This is a genomic window from Streptomyces sp. NPDC006925 (assembly GCF_042869575.1).
In the GTDB taxonomy this organism is placed as follows: domain Bacteria; phylum Actinomycetota; class Actinomycetes; order Streptomycetales; family Streptomycetaceae; genus Streptomyces.
Genome location: NZ_JBIAGB010000001.1, coordinates 455,004 through 470,963, shown reverse-complemented (window position 1 = coordinate 470,963; position 15,960 = coordinate 455,004). Strand labels below are relative to the sequence as shown.

The 15,960-nt window shown below is 73.1% G+C and carries 16 protein-coding genes; 9 read left to right on the top strand and 7 right to left on the bottom strand.

Annotated features, from left to right (window positions below):
- Positions 1-99 precede the first annotated feature (99 nt).
- The 7 genes from ACFYNS_RS02170 to ACFYNS_RS02140 all read left to right on the top strand — a co-directional run bounded on the left by ACFYNS_RS02170 (position 100) and on the right by ACFYNS_RS02140 (position 6,735).
- The gene (locus ACFYNS_RS02170) at positions 100-402 is read left to right on the top strand and encodes an urease subunit gamma (RefSeq protein ID WP_360303475.1); all 303 of its coding nucleotides are present in this window, start codon (positions 100-102) and stop codon (positions 400-402) included.
- 42 nt (positions 403-444) lie between these two features.
- Positions 445-756 carry an urease subunit beta gene (locus ACFYNS_RS02165; RefSeq protein WP_360303469.1) on the top strand — a complete coding sequence of 104 codons (312 nt, stop codon included), beginning with the start codon at positions 445-447 and terminating at the stop codon, positions 754-756.
- Positions 749-2,470, top strand: coding sequence for an urease subunit alpha (locus tag ACFYNS_RS02160; protein WP_360303467.1), 1,722 nt, complete (start codon positions 749-751; stop codon positions 2,468-2,470). Before ACFYNS_RS02165 ends, ACFYNS_RS02160 begins: the two co-directional genes overlap by 8 nt.
- A 176-nt stretch (positions 2,471-2,646) precedes the next feature.
- Positions 2,647-3,312 carry an urease accessory protein UreF gene (locus ACFYNS_RS02155; RefSeq protein WP_388600158.1) on the top strand — a complete coding sequence of 222 codons (666 nt, stop codon included), beginning with the start codon at positions 2,647-2,649 and terminating at the stop codon, positions 3,310-3,312.
- Between the two features lie 115 nt (positions 3,313-3,427).
- Positions 3,428-4,147 carry an urease accessory protein UreG gene (ureG, locus tag ACFYNS_RS02150; protein ID WP_388600155.1) on the top strand — a complete coding sequence of 240 codons (720 nt, stop codon included), beginning with the start codon at positions 3,428-3,430 and terminating at the stop codon, positions 4,145-4,147.
- Positions 4,144-4,932, top strand: a complete 789-nt coding sequence (locus ACFYNS_RS02145; protein ID WP_360294382.1) for an urease accessory protein UreD — start codon at positions 4,144-4,146, stop codon at positions 4,930-4,932. Before ureG ends, ACFYNS_RS02145 begins: the two co-directional genes overlap by 4 nt.
- A 135-nt stretch (positions 4,933-5,067) precedes the next feature.
- A complete protein-coding gene (locus tag ACFYNS_RS02140) occupies positions 5,068-6,735 on the top strand; it encodes an alpha/beta hydrolase (protein ID WP_388600152.1) in 1,668 nt (555 codons plus the stop codon).
- A gap of 334 nt (positions 6,736-7,069) precedes the next feature.
- On the opposite strand, the gene ACFYNS_RS02135 is transcribed toward ACFYNS_RS02140, so the two are convergent.
- From ACFYNS_RS02135 to ACFYNS_RS02125, 3 genes are all read right to left on the bottom strand, one after another.
- Positions 7,070-7,792 carry a lysophospholipid acyltransferase family protein gene (locus tag ACFYNS_RS02135; RefSeq protein ID WP_360294387.1) on the bottom strand — a complete coding sequence of 241 codons (723 nt, stop codon included), beginning with the start codon at positions 7,790-7,792 and terminating at the stop codon, positions 7,070-7,072.
- Between the two features lie 314 nt (positions 7,793-8,106).
- Positions 8,107-8,928, bottom strand: a complete 822-nt coding sequence (locus ACFYNS_RS02130) for a thioesterase II family protein (RefSeq protein ID WP_388600148.1) — start codon at positions 8,926-8,928, stop codon at positions 8,107-8,109.
- Between the two features lie 231 nt (positions 8,929-9,159).
- Positions 9,160-9,999 carry a 2-oxo acid dehydrogenase subunit E2 gene (locus tag ACFYNS_RS02125; protein ID WP_360294393.1) on the bottom strand — a complete coding sequence of 280 codons (840 nt, stop codon included), beginning with the start codon at positions 9,997-9,999 and terminating at the stop codon, positions 9,160-9,162.
- 432 nt (positions 10,000-10,431) lie between these two features.
- On the opposite strand from ACFYNS_RS02125, the gene ACFYNS_RS02120 reads away from it, so the two are divergent.
- Both ACFYNS_RS02120 and ACFYNS_RS02115 read left to right on the top strand, forming a co-directional pair.
- A complete protein-coding gene (locus tag ACFYNS_RS02120) occupies positions 10,432-11,346 on the top strand; it encodes a DMT family transporter (RefSeq protein ID WP_360294396.1) in 915 nt (304 codons plus the stop codon).
- 158 nt (positions 11,347-11,504) lie between these two features.
- The gene (locus ACFYNS_RS02115; RefSeq protein WP_360294398.1) at positions 11,505-12,044 is read left to right on the top strand and encodes a type 1 glutamine amidotransferase domain-containing protein; all 540 of its coding nucleotides are present in this window, start codon (positions 11,505-11,507) and stop codon (positions 12,042-12,044) included.
- 305 nt (positions 12,045-12,349) lie between these two features.
- Here the strand turns inward: ACFYNS_RS02115 and ACFYNS_RS02110 are convergent, their stop codons facing one another.
- From ACFYNS_RS02110 to ACFYNS_RS02095, 4 genes are all read right to left on the bottom strand, one after another.
- Positions 12,350-12,523 carry a hypothetical protein gene (locus ACFYNS_RS02110; RefSeq protein ID WP_158687595.1) on the bottom strand — a complete coding sequence of 58 codons (174 nt, stop codon included), beginning with the start codon at positions 12,521-12,523 and terminating at the stop codon, positions 12,350-12,352.
- Between the two features lie 198 nt (positions 12,524-12,721).
- The gene (locus ACFYNS_RS02105; RefSeq protein ID WP_360294400.1) at positions 12,722-13,678 is read right to left on the bottom strand and encodes a cytochrome c oxidase assembly protein; all 957 of its coding nucleotides are present in this window, start codon (positions 13,676-13,678) and stop codon (positions 12,722-12,724) included.
- 128 nt (positions 13,679-13,806) lie between these two features.
- Complete coding sequence (locus ACFYNS_RS02100; RefSeq protein ID WP_019357313.1) at positions 13,807-14,535, bottom strand: type 1 glutamine amidotransferase; 729 nt, start codon at positions 14,533-14,535, stop codon at positions 13,807-13,809.
- A gap of 69 nt (positions 14,536-14,604) precedes the next feature.
- The gene (locus tag ACFYNS_RS02095; RefSeq protein ID WP_360294403.1) at positions 14,605-15,843 is read right to left on the bottom strand and encodes a MurT ligase domain-containing protein; all 1,239 of its coding nucleotides are present in this window, start codon (positions 15,841-15,843) and stop codon (positions 14,605-14,607) included.
- Positions 15,844-15,960 lie beyond the last annotated feature (117 nt).

The following is a 15,960-nucleotide window of genomic DNA, read 5'->3' as shown; positions in this document are numbered from 1 at the left end:
CGGCACACAATCGTATGTGTGATACACCTATCGGGCGTGGTCGTCGCCGCGAGCGACCAGGGCATTCCCGGGCCCGGTGACGACGGTGAGGTGGAGACGATGCAATTGACCCCGCACGAACAGGAGCGGCTGCTCATCCACGTCGCGGCCGACGTCGCCCGGCGCCGCCGAGAGCGCGGACTGCGGCTGAACCACCCCGAGTCCGTCGCCCTCATCACGGCGCACGTGCTCGAGGGTGCCCGCGACGGCCGGAGCGTCGCCGAACTCATGGAGTCCGGGCGCGCGGTCCTGGCCCGCGAGGACGTCATGGACGGCATCCCGGAGATGCTGCACGACGTCCAGGTCGAGGCGACCTTCCCGGACGGCACCAAGCTCGTCACCGTGCACGACCCTGTTTCCTGAGCGCTCCTGACCGCTCCTGACCGCGCGAGGAGTCGCCACACCATGATCCCCGGAGAGATCCGGTTCGCCGAGGAACCGGTGCCCCTCAACGCAGGCGCCGAGACCACCCGGCTGACCGTGCTCAACGCCGCCGACCGGCCCGTCCAGGTCGGCTCCCACTACCACTTCGCCGAGGCCAACCCCGGGCTGGAGTTCGACCGGGGAGCCGCCTGGGGCAGGCGCCTCGGCATCGCCGCGGGCACCGCCGTCCGCTTCGAACCCGGCATCCCCGTCGAGGTCGAACTCGTGCCCCTCGGCGGCCGGCGGATCGTCGCCGGACTGCGCTCGACAGCGGGAGGCCCCCTCGATGCGTGAACTCTCCCGCGCCGCCTACGCCGACCTGTTCGGCCCCACCACCGGCGACCGCGTACGGCTCGCCGACACCTCGCTCCTCGTCGAGATCGAGGACGACCTGTGCGGCGGGCCCGGACGCGCGGGCGACGAGGCGGTCTTCGGCGGCGGCAAGGTGATCCGCGAGTCCATGGGCCAGGCCCTCACCACCCGCGCCGAGGGCGCTCCCGACACCGTGATCACCGGTGCGCTCGTCCTGGACCACTGGGGTGTCGTGAAGGCCGACGTCGGTATCCGCGACGGACGGATCGCCGCCCTGGGCAAGGCCGGCAACCCCGACACCATGGACGGCGTCCACCCCGATCTGGTCATCGGCCCCGAAACCGAGATCATCGCGGGCAACGGCAGGATCCTCACCGCCGGCGCCATCGACGCGCACGTCCACTTCATCTGCCCGCAGCTCGCCGACGAGGCGCTCGCCGCCGGAATCACCACGCTCGTCGGCGGCGGTACCGGACCGGCCGAGGGCTCCAAGGCCACCACCGTCACCCCGGGCGCCTGGCACACCGCCCGCACCCTGGAGGGCATGGACGGGCTGCCGGTCAACGTCGGACTGCTCGGCAAGGGCAACACCGTCTCGCGCGCCGCCATGCTCGCCCAACTCCGCGGCGGAGCCGTCGGATTCAAGATCCATGAGGACTGGGGAGCCACCCCCGCCGCCATCGACGCCTGCCTGTCGGTCTGCGACGAGACCGGCGCCCAGGTCGCCATCCACACCGACACCCTCAACGAGGCCGGGTTCGTCGGCGACACCCTTGCCGCGATCGGCGGACGCGGCATCCACGCCTACCACACCGAGGGCGCCGGCGGCGGGCACGCGCCGGACATCATCACCGTGGTCGCCGAGCCCAACGTGCTGCCCTCCTCCACCAATCCGACCCGGCCGCACACCGTCAACACCATCGAGGAACACCTCGACATGCTGATGGTCTGCCACCACCTCAACCCGGCCGTGCCCGAGGACCTCGCGTTCGCCGAGTCCCGCATCCGGCCCAGCACCATCGCCGCCGAGGACACGCTCCACGACCTCGGCGCCATCTCGATCATCTCCTCCGACGCGCAGGCGATGGGCCGCATCGGCGAAGTGGTGCTGCGCACCTGGCAGACGGCGCATGTGATGAAGGAGCGGTACGGCGCCCTCGCGGGCGACACCCGCGCCGACAACCTGCGCGCCCGCCGCTACGTGGCCAAGTACACGATCAACCCCGCGGTCGCACAGGGCATGGACGCGGAGATCGGCTCGGTCGAGCCGGGCAAGCTCGCCGACCTGGTGCTGTGGGACCCGGCCTTCTTCGGGGTCAAGCCGCAACTCGTCCTCAAGAGCGGGCAGATCGCCTCCGCGCAGATGGGGGACGCCAACGCCTCCATCCCCACCCCGCAGCCGGTGCTGCCGCGGCGGATGTTCGGCGGGACGGGGCGCGCTCCCGGTGCGAACTCCGTGAACTTCGTGACGCAGACCGCCCTGGACGACGGGCTGCCGGACCGGCTTCCCCTCGCGAAGCGCTTCGTCGCCGTCCGCGACACCCGTCCCGTCACCAAGGCCGACATGCGGCAGAACGACGCCCGCCCGGACGTACGCGTCGATCCGGACACCTTCACCGTCACCATCGACGGCACCCCGGTCGACCCGGCACCTGCCGCATCCCTGCCCATGGCCCAGCGCTACTTCCTGTTCTGACCCGTGGGCCGCTCGCCGTCCACCGCCCGGGCCGGGGGCCGGAAGCGGGCCGGGGGACGGGACCGGCACCGTCGGCGCACGTCATTCCCGTCCCCGCGCCGCCGGAACACCGGGGAACCGGACAGCAGGGAGCCGCGCCGAGCGGCGTCCCCGGAGCACAAGTGGAGGCCTGCGGAATGAGCGGTGCTGCCGCGTTGCTGGTGCTCGCCGACGGCAGATTCCCCGCCGGAGGGCACGCACACTCCGGCGGGGCGGAGGCGGCCGTCCGGGCCGGACGGGTCCGCGGCGCGTCCGACCTGGAGCAGTTCTGCCGCGGACGGCTGCACACCACCGGCCTGACCGCCGCGGCCCTGGCCGCTGCCGCCGCTGCCGGGCGGGATCCGCTCGCGCTGGACGAGGCGGCCGACGCGCGCACCCCCTCCGCGGCGCTGCGCCGCACCGCCCGCAGACTGGGCCGCCAGCTGATGCGTGCGGCCCGGGCGAGCTGGCCCGGGCCGGACCTGGACGCGCTGGCCGCCGCCCGCCCCAAGGGCGCGCACCAGCCCGTCGTGCTGGGACTCGCCGCCCGCTCGGCGGGGCTCGCCCCCTTGGACGCGGCGCATGCCGCGGCGTACGAGAGCATCAGCTCCCCGGCGACCGCGGTGGTCCGGCTGCTCAGCCTCGACCCGTTGGAGGCGACCGCGGTACTGGCCCGGCTCGCGCCCGCCGCGGACGAGGTGGCCCGGCGCGCCGAGGCCGCGGCCCAGGGGCCGGTCGAGGATCTGCCCGCCGCCTCCGCGCCGCTGCTGGAGATCACCGCCGAGCAGCACGCCGCCTGGCAGGTCCGCCTCTTCGCCTCCTGACCCCGGCCCCCTCCCGTGCCCCCGACCCCGCCCGCCCACGGCCGCCCGACGGTCGTCGGCGGCCGAGTACGACCCCCGGTCACCGCAGACCGGTCACCGACCCCAGGAGGAGCCCGTGCATCTCGACCACGCCACACCCGGCCCAGAGCGCCACACCGCCTCGGCGACCCTGCCCGACGGCCGCCGCCGCGCCCTGCGCGTCGGGCTGGGCGGACCGGTGGGCTCGGGCAAGACCGCCACCGTCGCGGCGCTGTGCCGCGCGCTGCGCGACCGGTTCTCGCTCGCCGTCGTCACCAACGACATCTACACCAAAGAGGACGCCGCCTTCCTCCTCCGCGAGGCCGTGCTGCCGCCGGAGCGGATCACCGCGGTGGAGACCGGAGCCTGCCCGCACACGGCGATCCGGGACGACATCTCCGCCAACCTGGAAGCAGTCGAGGACCTGGAAGACGAGGCCGGCCCGCTGGACCTGGTGCTCGTCGAGTCCGGGGGTGACAATCTCACCGCCACCTTCTCCAAGGGCCTGGTCGATGTGCAGATCTTCGTCATCGACGTCGCGGGTGGTGATGACATCCCCCGCAAGGGCGGTCCGGGTGTCACCACGGCCGACCTGCTGGTCGTCAACAAGACCGACCTCGCGCCGTACGTCGGCTCCGACCTGGCGGGCATGGCGCGGGACGCCGAGCAGCAGCGCGGCGCACTGCCCGTGCTCTTCCAGTCGCTGCGCACCGAGCCCGGCGTGCTGCCGCTGGCGGACTGGGTGCGCGAGCAGTGCGCCGGCTGGACGACGGCGGAGCGGGCGGCCGCCTCGGACTCGGCCGTGCTGCCGGTATGACGGTGGCCGCAGCCGCGCCCGGGTCCGCCGCGAGCGTCAGCGCCCGCGCCCGGATCACCGCGGTACCCGACGGACGCGGCGGCACCGCGCTGCCGTTGCTCAGCGGGTCCGGTCCCCTCGCGCCGCGCCGCACCCGCTCGGCCGACCCGGCCGCCGCCCGGGTCACGCTGGTCGGTGCGATGAGCGCGCCGCTGAGCGGGGACCGGCTGGCCCTGGAGGTCCGCGCCGAGGCGGGCGCCGCGCTGCGGGTGGACGGCAGTGCCGCCACGCTCGCGCTGCCGGGGCGTACGGCGGAGCCCGCCCGCTACGACATCCGGCTCGAAGTGGGGGAGGGGGGCCGACTCCACTGGCTGCCCGAGCAGTTGGTCTCCGTACGCGGCAGCGGGCTGCGCCAGCACCTGCGGGCCGAGGTGGCGCGGGGCGGGCGCCTGGTGGTGCGGGACGAACAGGTCCTGGGACGCGCCGGGGAGGAGCCCGGACGGCTCGGCAGCCGCGTCACCGTGCGGTACGGCGGACGCCCGCTGTTCGACCAGGAGCTGGACCTGGGGCCGGGAGCTCCGGGCTGGGACGGCGGCGCCGTGCTGGGCGGATGCCGGGCGGTGGGCCAACTCCTGCTGGTGGGCGCGGAGGAGGCAAAGGAGCAGCCGCTTCTGGCCTGGAATCCGGGGGAGTCGGCGGTCGTCACCCCGCTGGCCGGGCCCGCCGTGCTGGTCACCGCAGTCGCGCCGGACGCGCTCCGGCTGCGCCGTGTCCTCGATTCCGCACTGACGTTCACTTCTTGGTAAAGAACGATCCGGCGCCCTGTCCCCTACCGCCGACGAGGATGAAGGATCCCTCTGAAGACCACCACCGTGGTCGCCCATCACTGTCGTGGTCCACGACCACCGCCGTCACTGTCGGCAGTACCCGGAGGGGAACACGTGAACAGACGGAAGGCGGCCATAGCCGCCGCCGGCACCATCGCCGCCGGAGCCCTCACGGCCGGGCTCATATCCGTGCCGTCCGCCGTCGCGGAGGGCAGCAGCGGCCCGCAGGCCCGCTCGGGCAAGCACGCGGGCGCCGCCGAGGCGCGCGGCGTCAGGAAGGCTGCGGCCCGGGCCGCGCGCGCCGGTATCGACTGGAAGGACTGCCCCGCGGACTGGGGCATCAGGGACGGCGTCCAGTGCGGCTGGGTCACCGTTCCCCTCGACTACGCCAAGCCGAACGGCAAGAAGATCCGGCTCGCCGTCGACCGGGCACGCAGCACCGGCGGCAAGGCGAAGCGGCAGGGCTCCCTCGTCTACAACCCCGGCGGCCCCGGCGGCTCCGGACTGTACTTCCCGGCCCGGATCCCGGACAAGAACCCGCTGTGGGCGAAGGCCGCCACCGCCTACGACTTCGTGGGCTTCGACCCGCGCGGTGTCGGGCACTCGGCCCCCGTCTCCTGCGCCGACCCGCAGGAGTGGGTCAAGGCACCCAAGGCGGACCCGGTCCCGGACAGCGAGGCCGACAAGCGGGCCCAGCGCAAGCTCGCCAAGGAGTACGCCGACGGCTGCCAGGAGCGCAGCGGTGAGCTGCTGCCGCAGCTCACGACGCCCAACGCCGCGCGCGACCTGGACGTGATCCGCGCCGCGCTCGGCGACAAGAAGCTCAACTACCTCGGCGTCTCCTACGGCACCTACATGGGCGCCGTCTACGCCGAACTCTTCCCCCGCCACATCCGCCGGATGATCACCGACAGCATCGTCAACCCGTCCCGGCGCAAGATCTGGTACGACGTCAACCTCGACCAGGACGTGGCCTTCCAGACCCGCTGGAACGACTGGAAGAAGTGGGTGGCCGAGCACGACGACGTCTACGGCATCGGCTCGACGCCCGAGAAGGTCGAGGCGGCGTGGCGGGAGCTGCGCGCCACCGCCAAGAAGCACCCCATCGGCGGGAAGGTCGGTCCGGCCGAACTGCTCGGCGTCTTCCAGAGCGCGCCGTACTACGACTCGGCCTGGGCCCGGGTGGCCTCGGTGTGGTCGGCCTACCTCAACGGCGACGAGCAGCCGCTGATCGAGGCCGGGGCACCGGACATGTCGGACGTCGCGGGCAACAAGGCGAGCGAGAACGGCAACGCCGTCTACAACGCCGTCGAGTGCAACGACGCCAAGTGGCCGAGCAGGTGGCGGACCTGGGACCGGGACAACACCCGGCTGCACACGAAGTATCCCTTCCTCACCTGGGCCAACGCGTGGATGAACTACCCGTGCGCCGTCTGGCCGGTCAAGCAGCACCGGCCGCTGGAGATCCGCGCCAAGACCTCCTACCCGGTGCTGATGGTCCAGGCCACCCGGGACGCCGCCACGCCCTACCCGGGCGGTGTCGAGCTGCACAAGCGGCTCAAGGGCTCCCGCCTGATCACCGAGAAGGGCGCGGGTTCGCACGGCATCACCAACCTGAAGAACCCCTGCATCAACGAGCGCGTCGACGCCTACCTCCTGGAGGGAACCGTCGACCGCAAGGATGTGACCTGCGCTCCGCACGCGACCCCGGAGCCGGTCAAGTCCCCTGCCAAGGCGGCGGCGAAGGCCGAGGCCGCGGCAGTGCCCACGATGGTCCCCTGACGGATCTCGGCGCCGGCGCCGGGGCGGTCCGCCGCTGACGGCGTGTTCGACAGTCCGATCCCGCGTGCGGGCCGGGCCGGATCCGGGATCCGGCCCGGCCCGACCGGTGTCGCCCGGCCTCGCCCGGTCCCGCGCCGCTCGCCCCCGATACGGCGTGACGGCGAATCCTCGGCGGCAGCGGGACCTGCGGGGCCCGACCGGCGGCCCGGACGGCTCCGGGCCCCGGCCTGCGGTCCGACCCGCGGGCCACCTCGAACGGGTCGTCGAGCCGGGCGCGGTGACGGCGCGTCGGGGGCGGTCCAAGCCGCGACGCCGCCGCGCGGGGGCCCGGGTCTCAGCGCTGCCGGCCGCTCCCGGGCTGCTTGCCGCGGGCCCCGTCCCCGGCCTGCGCCGCCTTCGCGTCGGGGGCGTACATGTCCACGTACTCCTGGCCGGACAGCTGCATGATCTCGTGGATGATCTCGTCGGTCACCGCCCGCAGCACTGCGCGCTCGTGCTCCATTCCGGCGAACCGCGAGAAGTCCAGCGGCTCGCCGAACCTGATGGTCACCCGCCCCATGCGGGGCAGTCTGCGACCCGGCGGCTGGAGTTCGAAGGTGCCCACCATGGCGCACGGGATCACCTTCACCCCGGCGCCGAGCGCCATCGCCGCCACCCCGACCCGGCCCTTGTAGAGTCGTCCGTCGTGGGAGCGGGTGCCCTCCGGATAGATGCCGAGCAACTCGCCCTTGCCCAGCACTCCCAGCCCCTCGTCGATGGCCGCCTGTCCGGCGCCCTTTCCGGAGCGGTCGACCGGGATCTGGCCCACGCTGTGGAAGAACGCGGCGGTCAGCCGGCCCTTGAGTCCCGGCCCGGTGAAGTACTCGGCCTTGGCCAGGAAGGTGATCCGGCGCCGGAGGATCGCCGGCATCACGAAGTGGTCGGAGACGGACAGATGGTTCCCCGCCACGATCGCGGGCCCTTCGTCGGGCACGTTCTCCAGGCCCTCGATCCGGGGCCGGAACACGAGCCGCAGCAGCGGCCCCAGCAGCACGTACTTCAGTACGTAATAGAACAAGGGGTCACCTCTGACTCTGCCGGTTCGGCGCAGCGGAGGGTCTTCCGCAGGTCGGACCGGTCCGCGGGGGAGTCGAGGCGCAGCGGGCGGCTGACCGTCCGCGACCGGATCCGATCGGACGCATACTGACTCCTCACCGACTCTTCTGACTGACGATCAGTTGGTGTGATCGGGGACGATGGTAGCGCCTGCGGAGAGAGGCGTCCGGTCGACGCCGATCCCGGGGGACCGGCATCTCCGCACCGAAGCCACCCCCGTACACACCCGGGGCACGTCCACTCCGGGACTTCACGCCGGGCCTTCGCTCCGGGGGCTCAGCGGCCCCCGGCGACGGGCCCGCAGAACCTGGTCAGCTCCGTGGTGAGGCGGTCGGAGAACTCCTCCGGCCGGTCGCTGAGGTAGAAGTGACCGCCGGGGAAGACCTGGAGAGAGATCTCACCGCCCGCCTGCCCGCGCCACGCCTCCGCCTCGGCGACGGAGACACGGGGGTCGGCGTCCCCGACGAAGACACTCAGCGGACACCGGAGCGGAGGTCCGGGCGCCATGCGGTAGGTCTCGATCGCCCGGTAGTCGGCACGGAGGGCGGGCAGGAACATCCTGCGGATCTCCGGATCGTCCAGCAGCGAGTCGTCCGTGCCGCTCAGCCGGCGGATCTCGGCGACGAGACCCTCGTCGTCGCGCTGATGGACGGTCTCCGTGCGCTGCAGGGAAGGCGCCCGGCGGCCGGAGACGATCAGCCCCAGCGGGGACCCGGATCCCGACCGCTCCCGGCGCCGCGCCACCTCGAAGGCGAGAGTCGCACCCATGCTGTGCCCGAACAGCACCAAGGGCATCGCGGGCTCCTGCGGCAGAACCTCACAGACGGCGTCGACCAGCTCGTCCACCGAGGTGAGGCTCGGTTCGGCCAGCCGGTCCTGGCGCCCCGGATACTGCACGGCGTACGCCTCGACGGTGCCCGGCAGGGACTTCAGGAGGGGGAAGAAGAAACCGGCCGAACCTCCGGCGTGCGGGAAGCAGATCAGCCGGGTACGGGCGTTCGGTGCGGCGGCCATGCGGCGCAGCCAGCGGTCGGTGCCACCGGCGCGCGGACCGCCGGAGGAGGTGTGGCCGGTCGCGTTGCCGGACGCCGTGGTCATACGCGCTCCGTCGGAAGGTGTGGGTGTCATGGGCAGATCGGACGCTCTCGCCTCCCAGCCTAGAGGGCGTGACCAACCGGGGGGTACGAGAGGGGAGTTGCCGCCGCCGACGGGGGCACCGCACGTTCCCGGCCGACGGCGCCCCCGGCCGTGCCGAACTCCGCCGCCGACAGGTCGACCCCCTCCGTTCCGCCCCCGATGAGCACGCTCGGGTCCCACCGGACGTGAGCCTCACGGACACCGACGGGCGAGGCCCGCCGGGCCGGACCCGGGTCCCCTTCCTCCCACGGAGCCACCACCGTCCGTGCCGGACCGGCCGAAGTTCTCCAATGCGTGCTTGATCTCGCCGAGGACATCCGCCGCCTCGGCCCCGTCGATCACCCGGTGGTCGAAGGTGAGGGAGAGCGGCAGCACAGGCGCCGCGGTGACCGCGCCGCCGCGCACCACCGGGCGGTCGGCGACAGCGCCCAGGCCCAGGGTGACCGTGGTGCCGCCGACGGAGTGGAACCAGGTGAGGGGCCGGTGTCCCAGGGAGGTGACGGAGAACGTGCCGGTGGTGGCGAGGCGGCGGCGCAACGGCCGCGTTCCCGCCCGGTGGGCGAGCCGCCCCAGCGGCCCCGGCAGCCGCTGCAGGATCCGTACCCCCGCGAACTCCGGCATCGCATCCGGGTCGCCGTCGCGGAAACGAGCCGTGCTCTGAGCGATGTCCCGCAGGCTCATCAGGTGTACGTCCGGCAGCACCGCCGAGAGGACGACGCGGCGCCCGCCCATCCTCTTGTCCAACGCCAGCTTCGCGGCCACGGTGCCGTAGTGGGCGACACGGGGCCGAAGGCCGCCGCGGAGTGCGGCGTTCGCCTCGGGATGGGCGGCCAGCACCCGCGCCGCCGTGTACAGCACGTAGGTGACGGTCGAGTAGCTCCCGCCCGGGTCACCGGCGGCACCGGCCTTCCGGTGGTGCCGCACGGCGGTCATGTCGACCTCCGCTCCCAGGAAGACCGGGGCGCAGGCACGGACCCCCCGCAGGAAGTACGCGGTGTGCCGCCGCTCCCGAGGAAACGGTTCCGCTCTCACTTCCCGGCTCCCGTCATGGTCGGTGGTCCCTTCGGCCCGAGGCTCCGGGTGCCAGCATCCTCGCCGGGGCTACAGCCGCCCTCGGCCCGGGCTCGGCGAACGGGGCCGGCCGGCGAACGGGGCCGGCTCTGCCGGGCTCCCACCCGGAGGTGCGCGCGGCGGCGGGATGACGGCACGGCCGGAGGTGCGCGGCGCGCGGCGGCTGCCCGTCGTGCACCACGGGGCGCTGCTCCGGCGGGCGGTGAAGCGCCATTCGGACCTGGGACTTTCATGCTTAGGGGGCGTGCCGCCCGCCACCGGGGCGGGTGGCGTGGTGTCGCCCCGTGCGGGCGCCTAGTCTCGGCGGCGCTGTTCCCGGGCGAAGGGGCGGGCGCGCGTGCGAGCGCAGTCGACCGGCACGCGTACCGTCCGGTCGGTGGAAAGGGGCGTCCCGTGGCTGTCTACGTCTACGGGCTGGTCGCCGCCTGCTTCCTCGGCCTGGGCTTCGTGCTGCAACAGGACGCCGCCGCCCGTGCACCCACCGCCGATGTGCTCTCCTTCCGGCTGCTCCTGGACCTGGTGCGGGTGCCGCGCTGGCTGCTGGGCATCGGCAGCATGGTCGTCGGCCAGCTCACCAGCGCGTTCGCCCTGATGAAGGGGCATCTGTCCACGGTGGAGCCGCTGCTGGCCACGAACCTGCTCTTCGCGATGCTGTTCGCGCGGCGGCTGAGCAGCCAGCGGTTGGGGTGGTCGGGCTGGGCCGGGGTGGTGCTGCTCAGCGGGGGAGTGACCGCCTTCATCGTGGCGGGCCGGCCGGAGGGCACGGAGTACCAGGCCAGTGCCCTGCGCCACTGGCTGGTGTTCGGCAGTCTCGCCGGGATCGCGCTCGTCCTCGTGCTCATCGCGCGGCATCTCGAACTCTTCAAGGAGCCGCCGCTGCTGGCTGCCGCCGCCGGGGCGCTCTACGGTCTGCAGGACGCCCTGACCCGGGTAGTCGGCGACATCTACAGCGCGTCGGGGGTGATCGGTGTGCTGCTGAGCTGGCAGGCCTACACCATCGTCGGGCTGGCCGTGGTCGGCCTGGTGCTCGTGCAGAGCGCCTTCGAGGGCGGCCCGCTGCGGATGTCGCTGCCGTCTCTCACGGCGGCCGAACCGCTGGCCGGGATCGCCTGCGGGATCGGCTTCCTGGGGGACTCCATCCGGCTCACGCCGGGTGCGCTGGCCGGCGAGGTGATCGGGCTGCTGGCGGTGGTCGTCGGAGTCTTCATTCTGGGGCGCCACCCGGTGCTGCCGTCCGGGAAGCAGCACGACCCCGAGGCGGGCGACGCAGCGGGAGCACCCGGAAGCGGGCAGCGGGAGATCGGCTGACGTCCCTCCCTCCGGTCCCTCCCGGCGGTCCCGGGGCCGGCTCGGCGCCACCGGAGGACGGCGCGGATTCAGGGTGCGGAGGCATAGGTGTCCGCTCGGCGGGGGACCCGGAGACGCACGTGAGAGACGACGGAGACGACGGAAAGGACGTGAGGCACGTGCGAGTGGCCTTTCTCGTCGCGCCCGAGGGCGCTGAGCAGATCGAGCTGACCGACCCGTGGGAGGCCGTCGAGCAGGCGGGCGGCACACCGGTCCTGCTCTCCACCCGCGGGGAGGCCGTCCAGGCGTTCAACCATCTGGACCGGGCCGACACCTTCCCCGTCGGCCAACTCGTCTCCCAGGCCGATCCGACCCGCTTCGACGGGCTCGTGCTGCCCGGCGGCGTCGCCAATCCGGACCTGCTGCGCACCGACAAGAACGCCGTCGGGTTCGTGAGGGGGTTCTTCGACGCGGGGCTGCCCGTGGCCGCGATCTGCCACGCCCCCTGGACCCTGATCGAGGCCGACGTGGTGCGCGGGCGCACCCTGACCTCGTACCCCAGCCTGCGCACCGATATCCGCAACGCGGGCGGCACCTGGGTCGACGAGCAGGTCAAGGTCTGCGACAGCGGCGCCAACAAGCTGATCACCAGCCGCAAGCCGGACGACCTCAAGGCATTCGACAACGCGCTGCTGGCCGAGTTCGCCGCCGGGGGCTGACCGGCGGCCCGTGGCGGCGGGCGCCGACGGACGGTCGGTCGCCCGCGACGTGCGAGAGGCCGGGCCCGCACCCTGCCGAGAGGGTGCGGGCCCGGCCTCTCACTCGTTCACTCGTTCACTCGTTCCGGAGCCGGGATGGTCCGGCATGCGCGTCCGGACGGGCCGTGATCCGGGCGGCCCGCTCCCCGTGCGGCCTCACCCGGTGGCCGCTCATCCGGAGGCCGCTGTGGCCAGGCCGTCGGGCGCCGGGCTCGGCCATGGCAGCCCGCGGCCCGGCCGCGGTCTTCGCCCACCGGGGCCCCGGCTCAGTCCCGGGTCGCGAACACACCCAGGGTGACCAGTCCCAGCACCACCCAGCAGAACCACAGCCATCCGCTGCTCCCCAGTGCCGCGGTGTAGGCCGTCACCACCACCAGGCCCACGACCGTGCACACGGTCATCGCCTTCGTGGACACCGGCATCCGCGTCAACCCAGCCATGACAACCGCCTCCTCCCGGCGGCCCCGGGATGCACGGCGCGCACGCACAGGGGCCGCGGTCGACCTCCATCGTCACCCGTTCGGGGCCCTGTGCGCCACCGCGCCCCCGGGACGGTCGGCCCCGCCCCCTCCGGCCTCCGGCCTCCGGCCCGGGAACGCGGGTGCGGCCCCGAGAGGCGACCCCCGGAGCCCGCGTGGTCACCCCTTGGTCTGCAGCGCGGCGAGGTAGGCGTTGTAGGCCGCCAGCTCCTTGTCGCCGTCCCGGTCGGCCCGGCGGTCACGGCGGCGGGCCTGCCGCTGCTCGGTGACGTACCACTGGAAGACCAGCGCGATCAGCACCAGCACCGAGGGGATCTCGCTGAACGCCCACGCGATGCCACCGGCCGCGTTCTGGTCCGCGAGGGCGCTGACCCCCAGCGAGGCGGGCGGGTCCGCGTAGGTCTCCGTCATCGGTTCGGACGCCATCATCAGCGCGATCCCGAAGAAGGCGTGGAACGGCATCCCCGCGAACAGCTCCAGCATCCGCATCACGTACCCGGGCCGGTGCGGGCCCGGGTCCACGCCCATGATCGGCCAGAAGAAGACCAGCCCCACCGCGAGGAAGTGCACCATCATCGCGATGTGCCCGGCCATGGAGCCCATCAGCAGGTCGAACAGCGGGGTGAAGTAGAGCGCGTACAGGCTGGCGATGAACAGCGGGATGGTGAACGCGGGATGGGAGATCACCCGCACGTAGCGGCTGTGCAGGAGGGCCACCAGCACCTCCCGGGGGCCCCGGCGCATCCCCTGGCTGCGTGCCGCCGAGGGCAGGGCGCGCAGTGCGAGCGTGACGGGCGCGCCCAGCAGCAGCAGGATCGGCGAGAGCATGCTGATCACCATGTGCTGCACCATGTGCACGCTGAAGAGCACCATGCCGTAGTCGTTGAGCCCCGTGCACATCACCAGCGCCACGGTCGCCACACCCGTCGCGAAGCCCACCGTACGGCTCACCGGCCAGGCGTCGCCGCGGCGGCGCAGCCGCACCACACCCCAGCCGTAGAGCGCGAGCGCGAGCAGACAGCCGACCAGGAAGAAGGGCTCACCCGTGAACTCCAGCCCCCGCGCCACCGTGAACGGTGGCAGGTCCATCGTCATGCCGTGCTCGCCGTGATCCATCCGAACTCTCCCGCAACCGACCGATAAGCCCGCACCAGACTAGAACCCGCCCGTGTCGGCCGCCCGCACGGGGGCGGCCGACACGGGCGGGTCGGCACCGCATTCCGGCCGGCAGCGCCGGGCGCGGGTCAGGCGGGCTGTGTCGCCGCGGCGATCCGCTCCTGGCGCAGTGCCTCGTACCAGGTGTCGTCGGTCGGGGGCAGCGCGTTCACGTCGAGCGACAGCTTGATCAGCAGATCGGCGATCTGCGGGTTGCGGGCCAGCACCGGACCGTGCAGGTACGTCCCGAAGACGGTGTCCCGCCAGGCACCCTCCGTCCCGTCGCCGGTCCCGTTGCCGTGGCCGAGCTGTACCCGGGCGAGCGGGCGCACCCCGGGGCCGAGGTGCGTGACGCCCTGGTGGTTCTCGAAGCCGGTGAGCTGGGGGAGGCGCAGCTGCTCGTCGGCGTCGCCGAGGACGTCGCCCACGCACCGCTCGGCCTCGCCGCGGCCGCTGACCACGTCCAGCAGCCCGAGCCCCGCGGAGCGCTCCCCGAGGTCGTTCACGAACTCGTGGCCCATGATCTGGTATCCGGCGCACACCGCGAAGACGATGGCGCCGTTGTCCACGGCCCGGTTCAGCCCGCCGTCCCGCAGCAGCCGCTCGGACGCCAGCCGCTGCGGACGGTCCTCACCGCCGCCGATCAGATAGATGTCGCCGGACGTCGGGATCGGCTGGTCGGAACGGACGTCCAGCCGCTGGACGTCCAGCCCGCGCTGCCGCGCCCGCCGCTCCACCACGAGCGCGTTGCCCTGGTCGCCGTACGTGCTCAGCAGGTCCGGGTAGACCCATACCAGACGCAGACTCGTGTCACTCATGCCGCCAGTCTCCTTGAGCGGGTCGAATGGGTCGGGCGTGCGAGGCCCGAGTCCCCAAGATACGGGTGATCAGTTGCCGACGGCGCGCCGCAGGTCCTGGAACGCGGTGTAGTTCGCGATCGTCTCGATCCGCCCGGGCGGGCAGCGGCGCACCGCGTCCTCGGGGCTCTCGCACACCTGGAAGTCCACACCCGCGACCTCCAGCCGGACCGCGAGGTCGAGCTTGCGGTCGCCGATGACGCAGATCGGGTGCCCGGCCAGCCGCCCGTAGTCGACGTCCCACAGCCACGAGGTGTCGGTGCCGTCGGCGCTGCGCGCGTTCACCGAGAGGATCACCGGGGTGGGCGGCGGGTCGATCAGCGAGAAGGTCTCCAGCCAGCCCGCGGGGTTCTTGGCCAGCAGCAGCCGCATGTCCCGGCCCTGGTACTGGACCACGTCGTACCGTCCCGCGACGGCCTTGACGGCGTACATCCGCTCCAGCGCGACCTGCGGGGGCACCCCGAAGGCGGCGGCCACGGCCGCGGAGGTGGCGGCGTTCGCCTTGTTGGCGCGGCCCGGGAGCTGGAGGTGGATGGGCCAGGCCGCACCGTGCGGGTCCAGGACCTGGTCGCCGGAGAGCGCCCAGGTCGGCGTCGGGCGGCGGAAGCCGCACTCGGCGCAGAACCAGTCGTCGCCGGGACGCTGCATCACCCCGCCGCATGCCGGGCAGGACCAGGCGTCGTCCTTCCACTCCTGGCCCGCGGCGACCCACACCACATTGGGTGAGGAGGAGGCGGCCCAGACCACCAGTGGGTCGTCCGCGTTGGCGATGATCACTGCCTGCTGCCCCGAGAGGCCCTCGCGCCAGCGCTCGGCGAGCATCCGGGTCTCACCGGCGCGGTCGAGCTGGTCACGCGAGAGGTTCAGCAGCGCCATGGCCTTGGGGGTGACGTCCTTGGCCACACCGGACAGATACTTCTCGTCCACCTCGATGACGCCGTAGCGGGCGCTGGAGCCGCCGGCCAGTGCCGAGGTGATACCGGCAGGCATGTTGGCGCCCAGCGCGTTGGAGACCACCTCGCCGTTGGCGCGCAGCGCCTCGGCGATCAGCCGGGTGGTCGTCGTCTTGCCGTTGGTGGCGGACACCAGGATCACGTCCAGGTGCTGGGCGAGCCGCTGCAGCAGGTCGGGGTCGAGTCTGAGCGCCACCTTGCCGCCGATCACCGACCCGCTGCCGCGGCCCGCAGCCCGCGACACCGCCGCGGCCGCCTTGCCCGCCGTCACGGCCAGCCGGGACCGCGGCGACAGCGGCTCCGTGTTGCCTGCCATGTGTGTGAACCTCCTTGCCCCTCGCGTAGAAGAGAAGCCTACCGAGATCCGGCCGCACCCCTGACCGCGCCACCCTGGGAAGATCGGCACCGCGGGCTCCGGCGTAGGCTGGCGGGC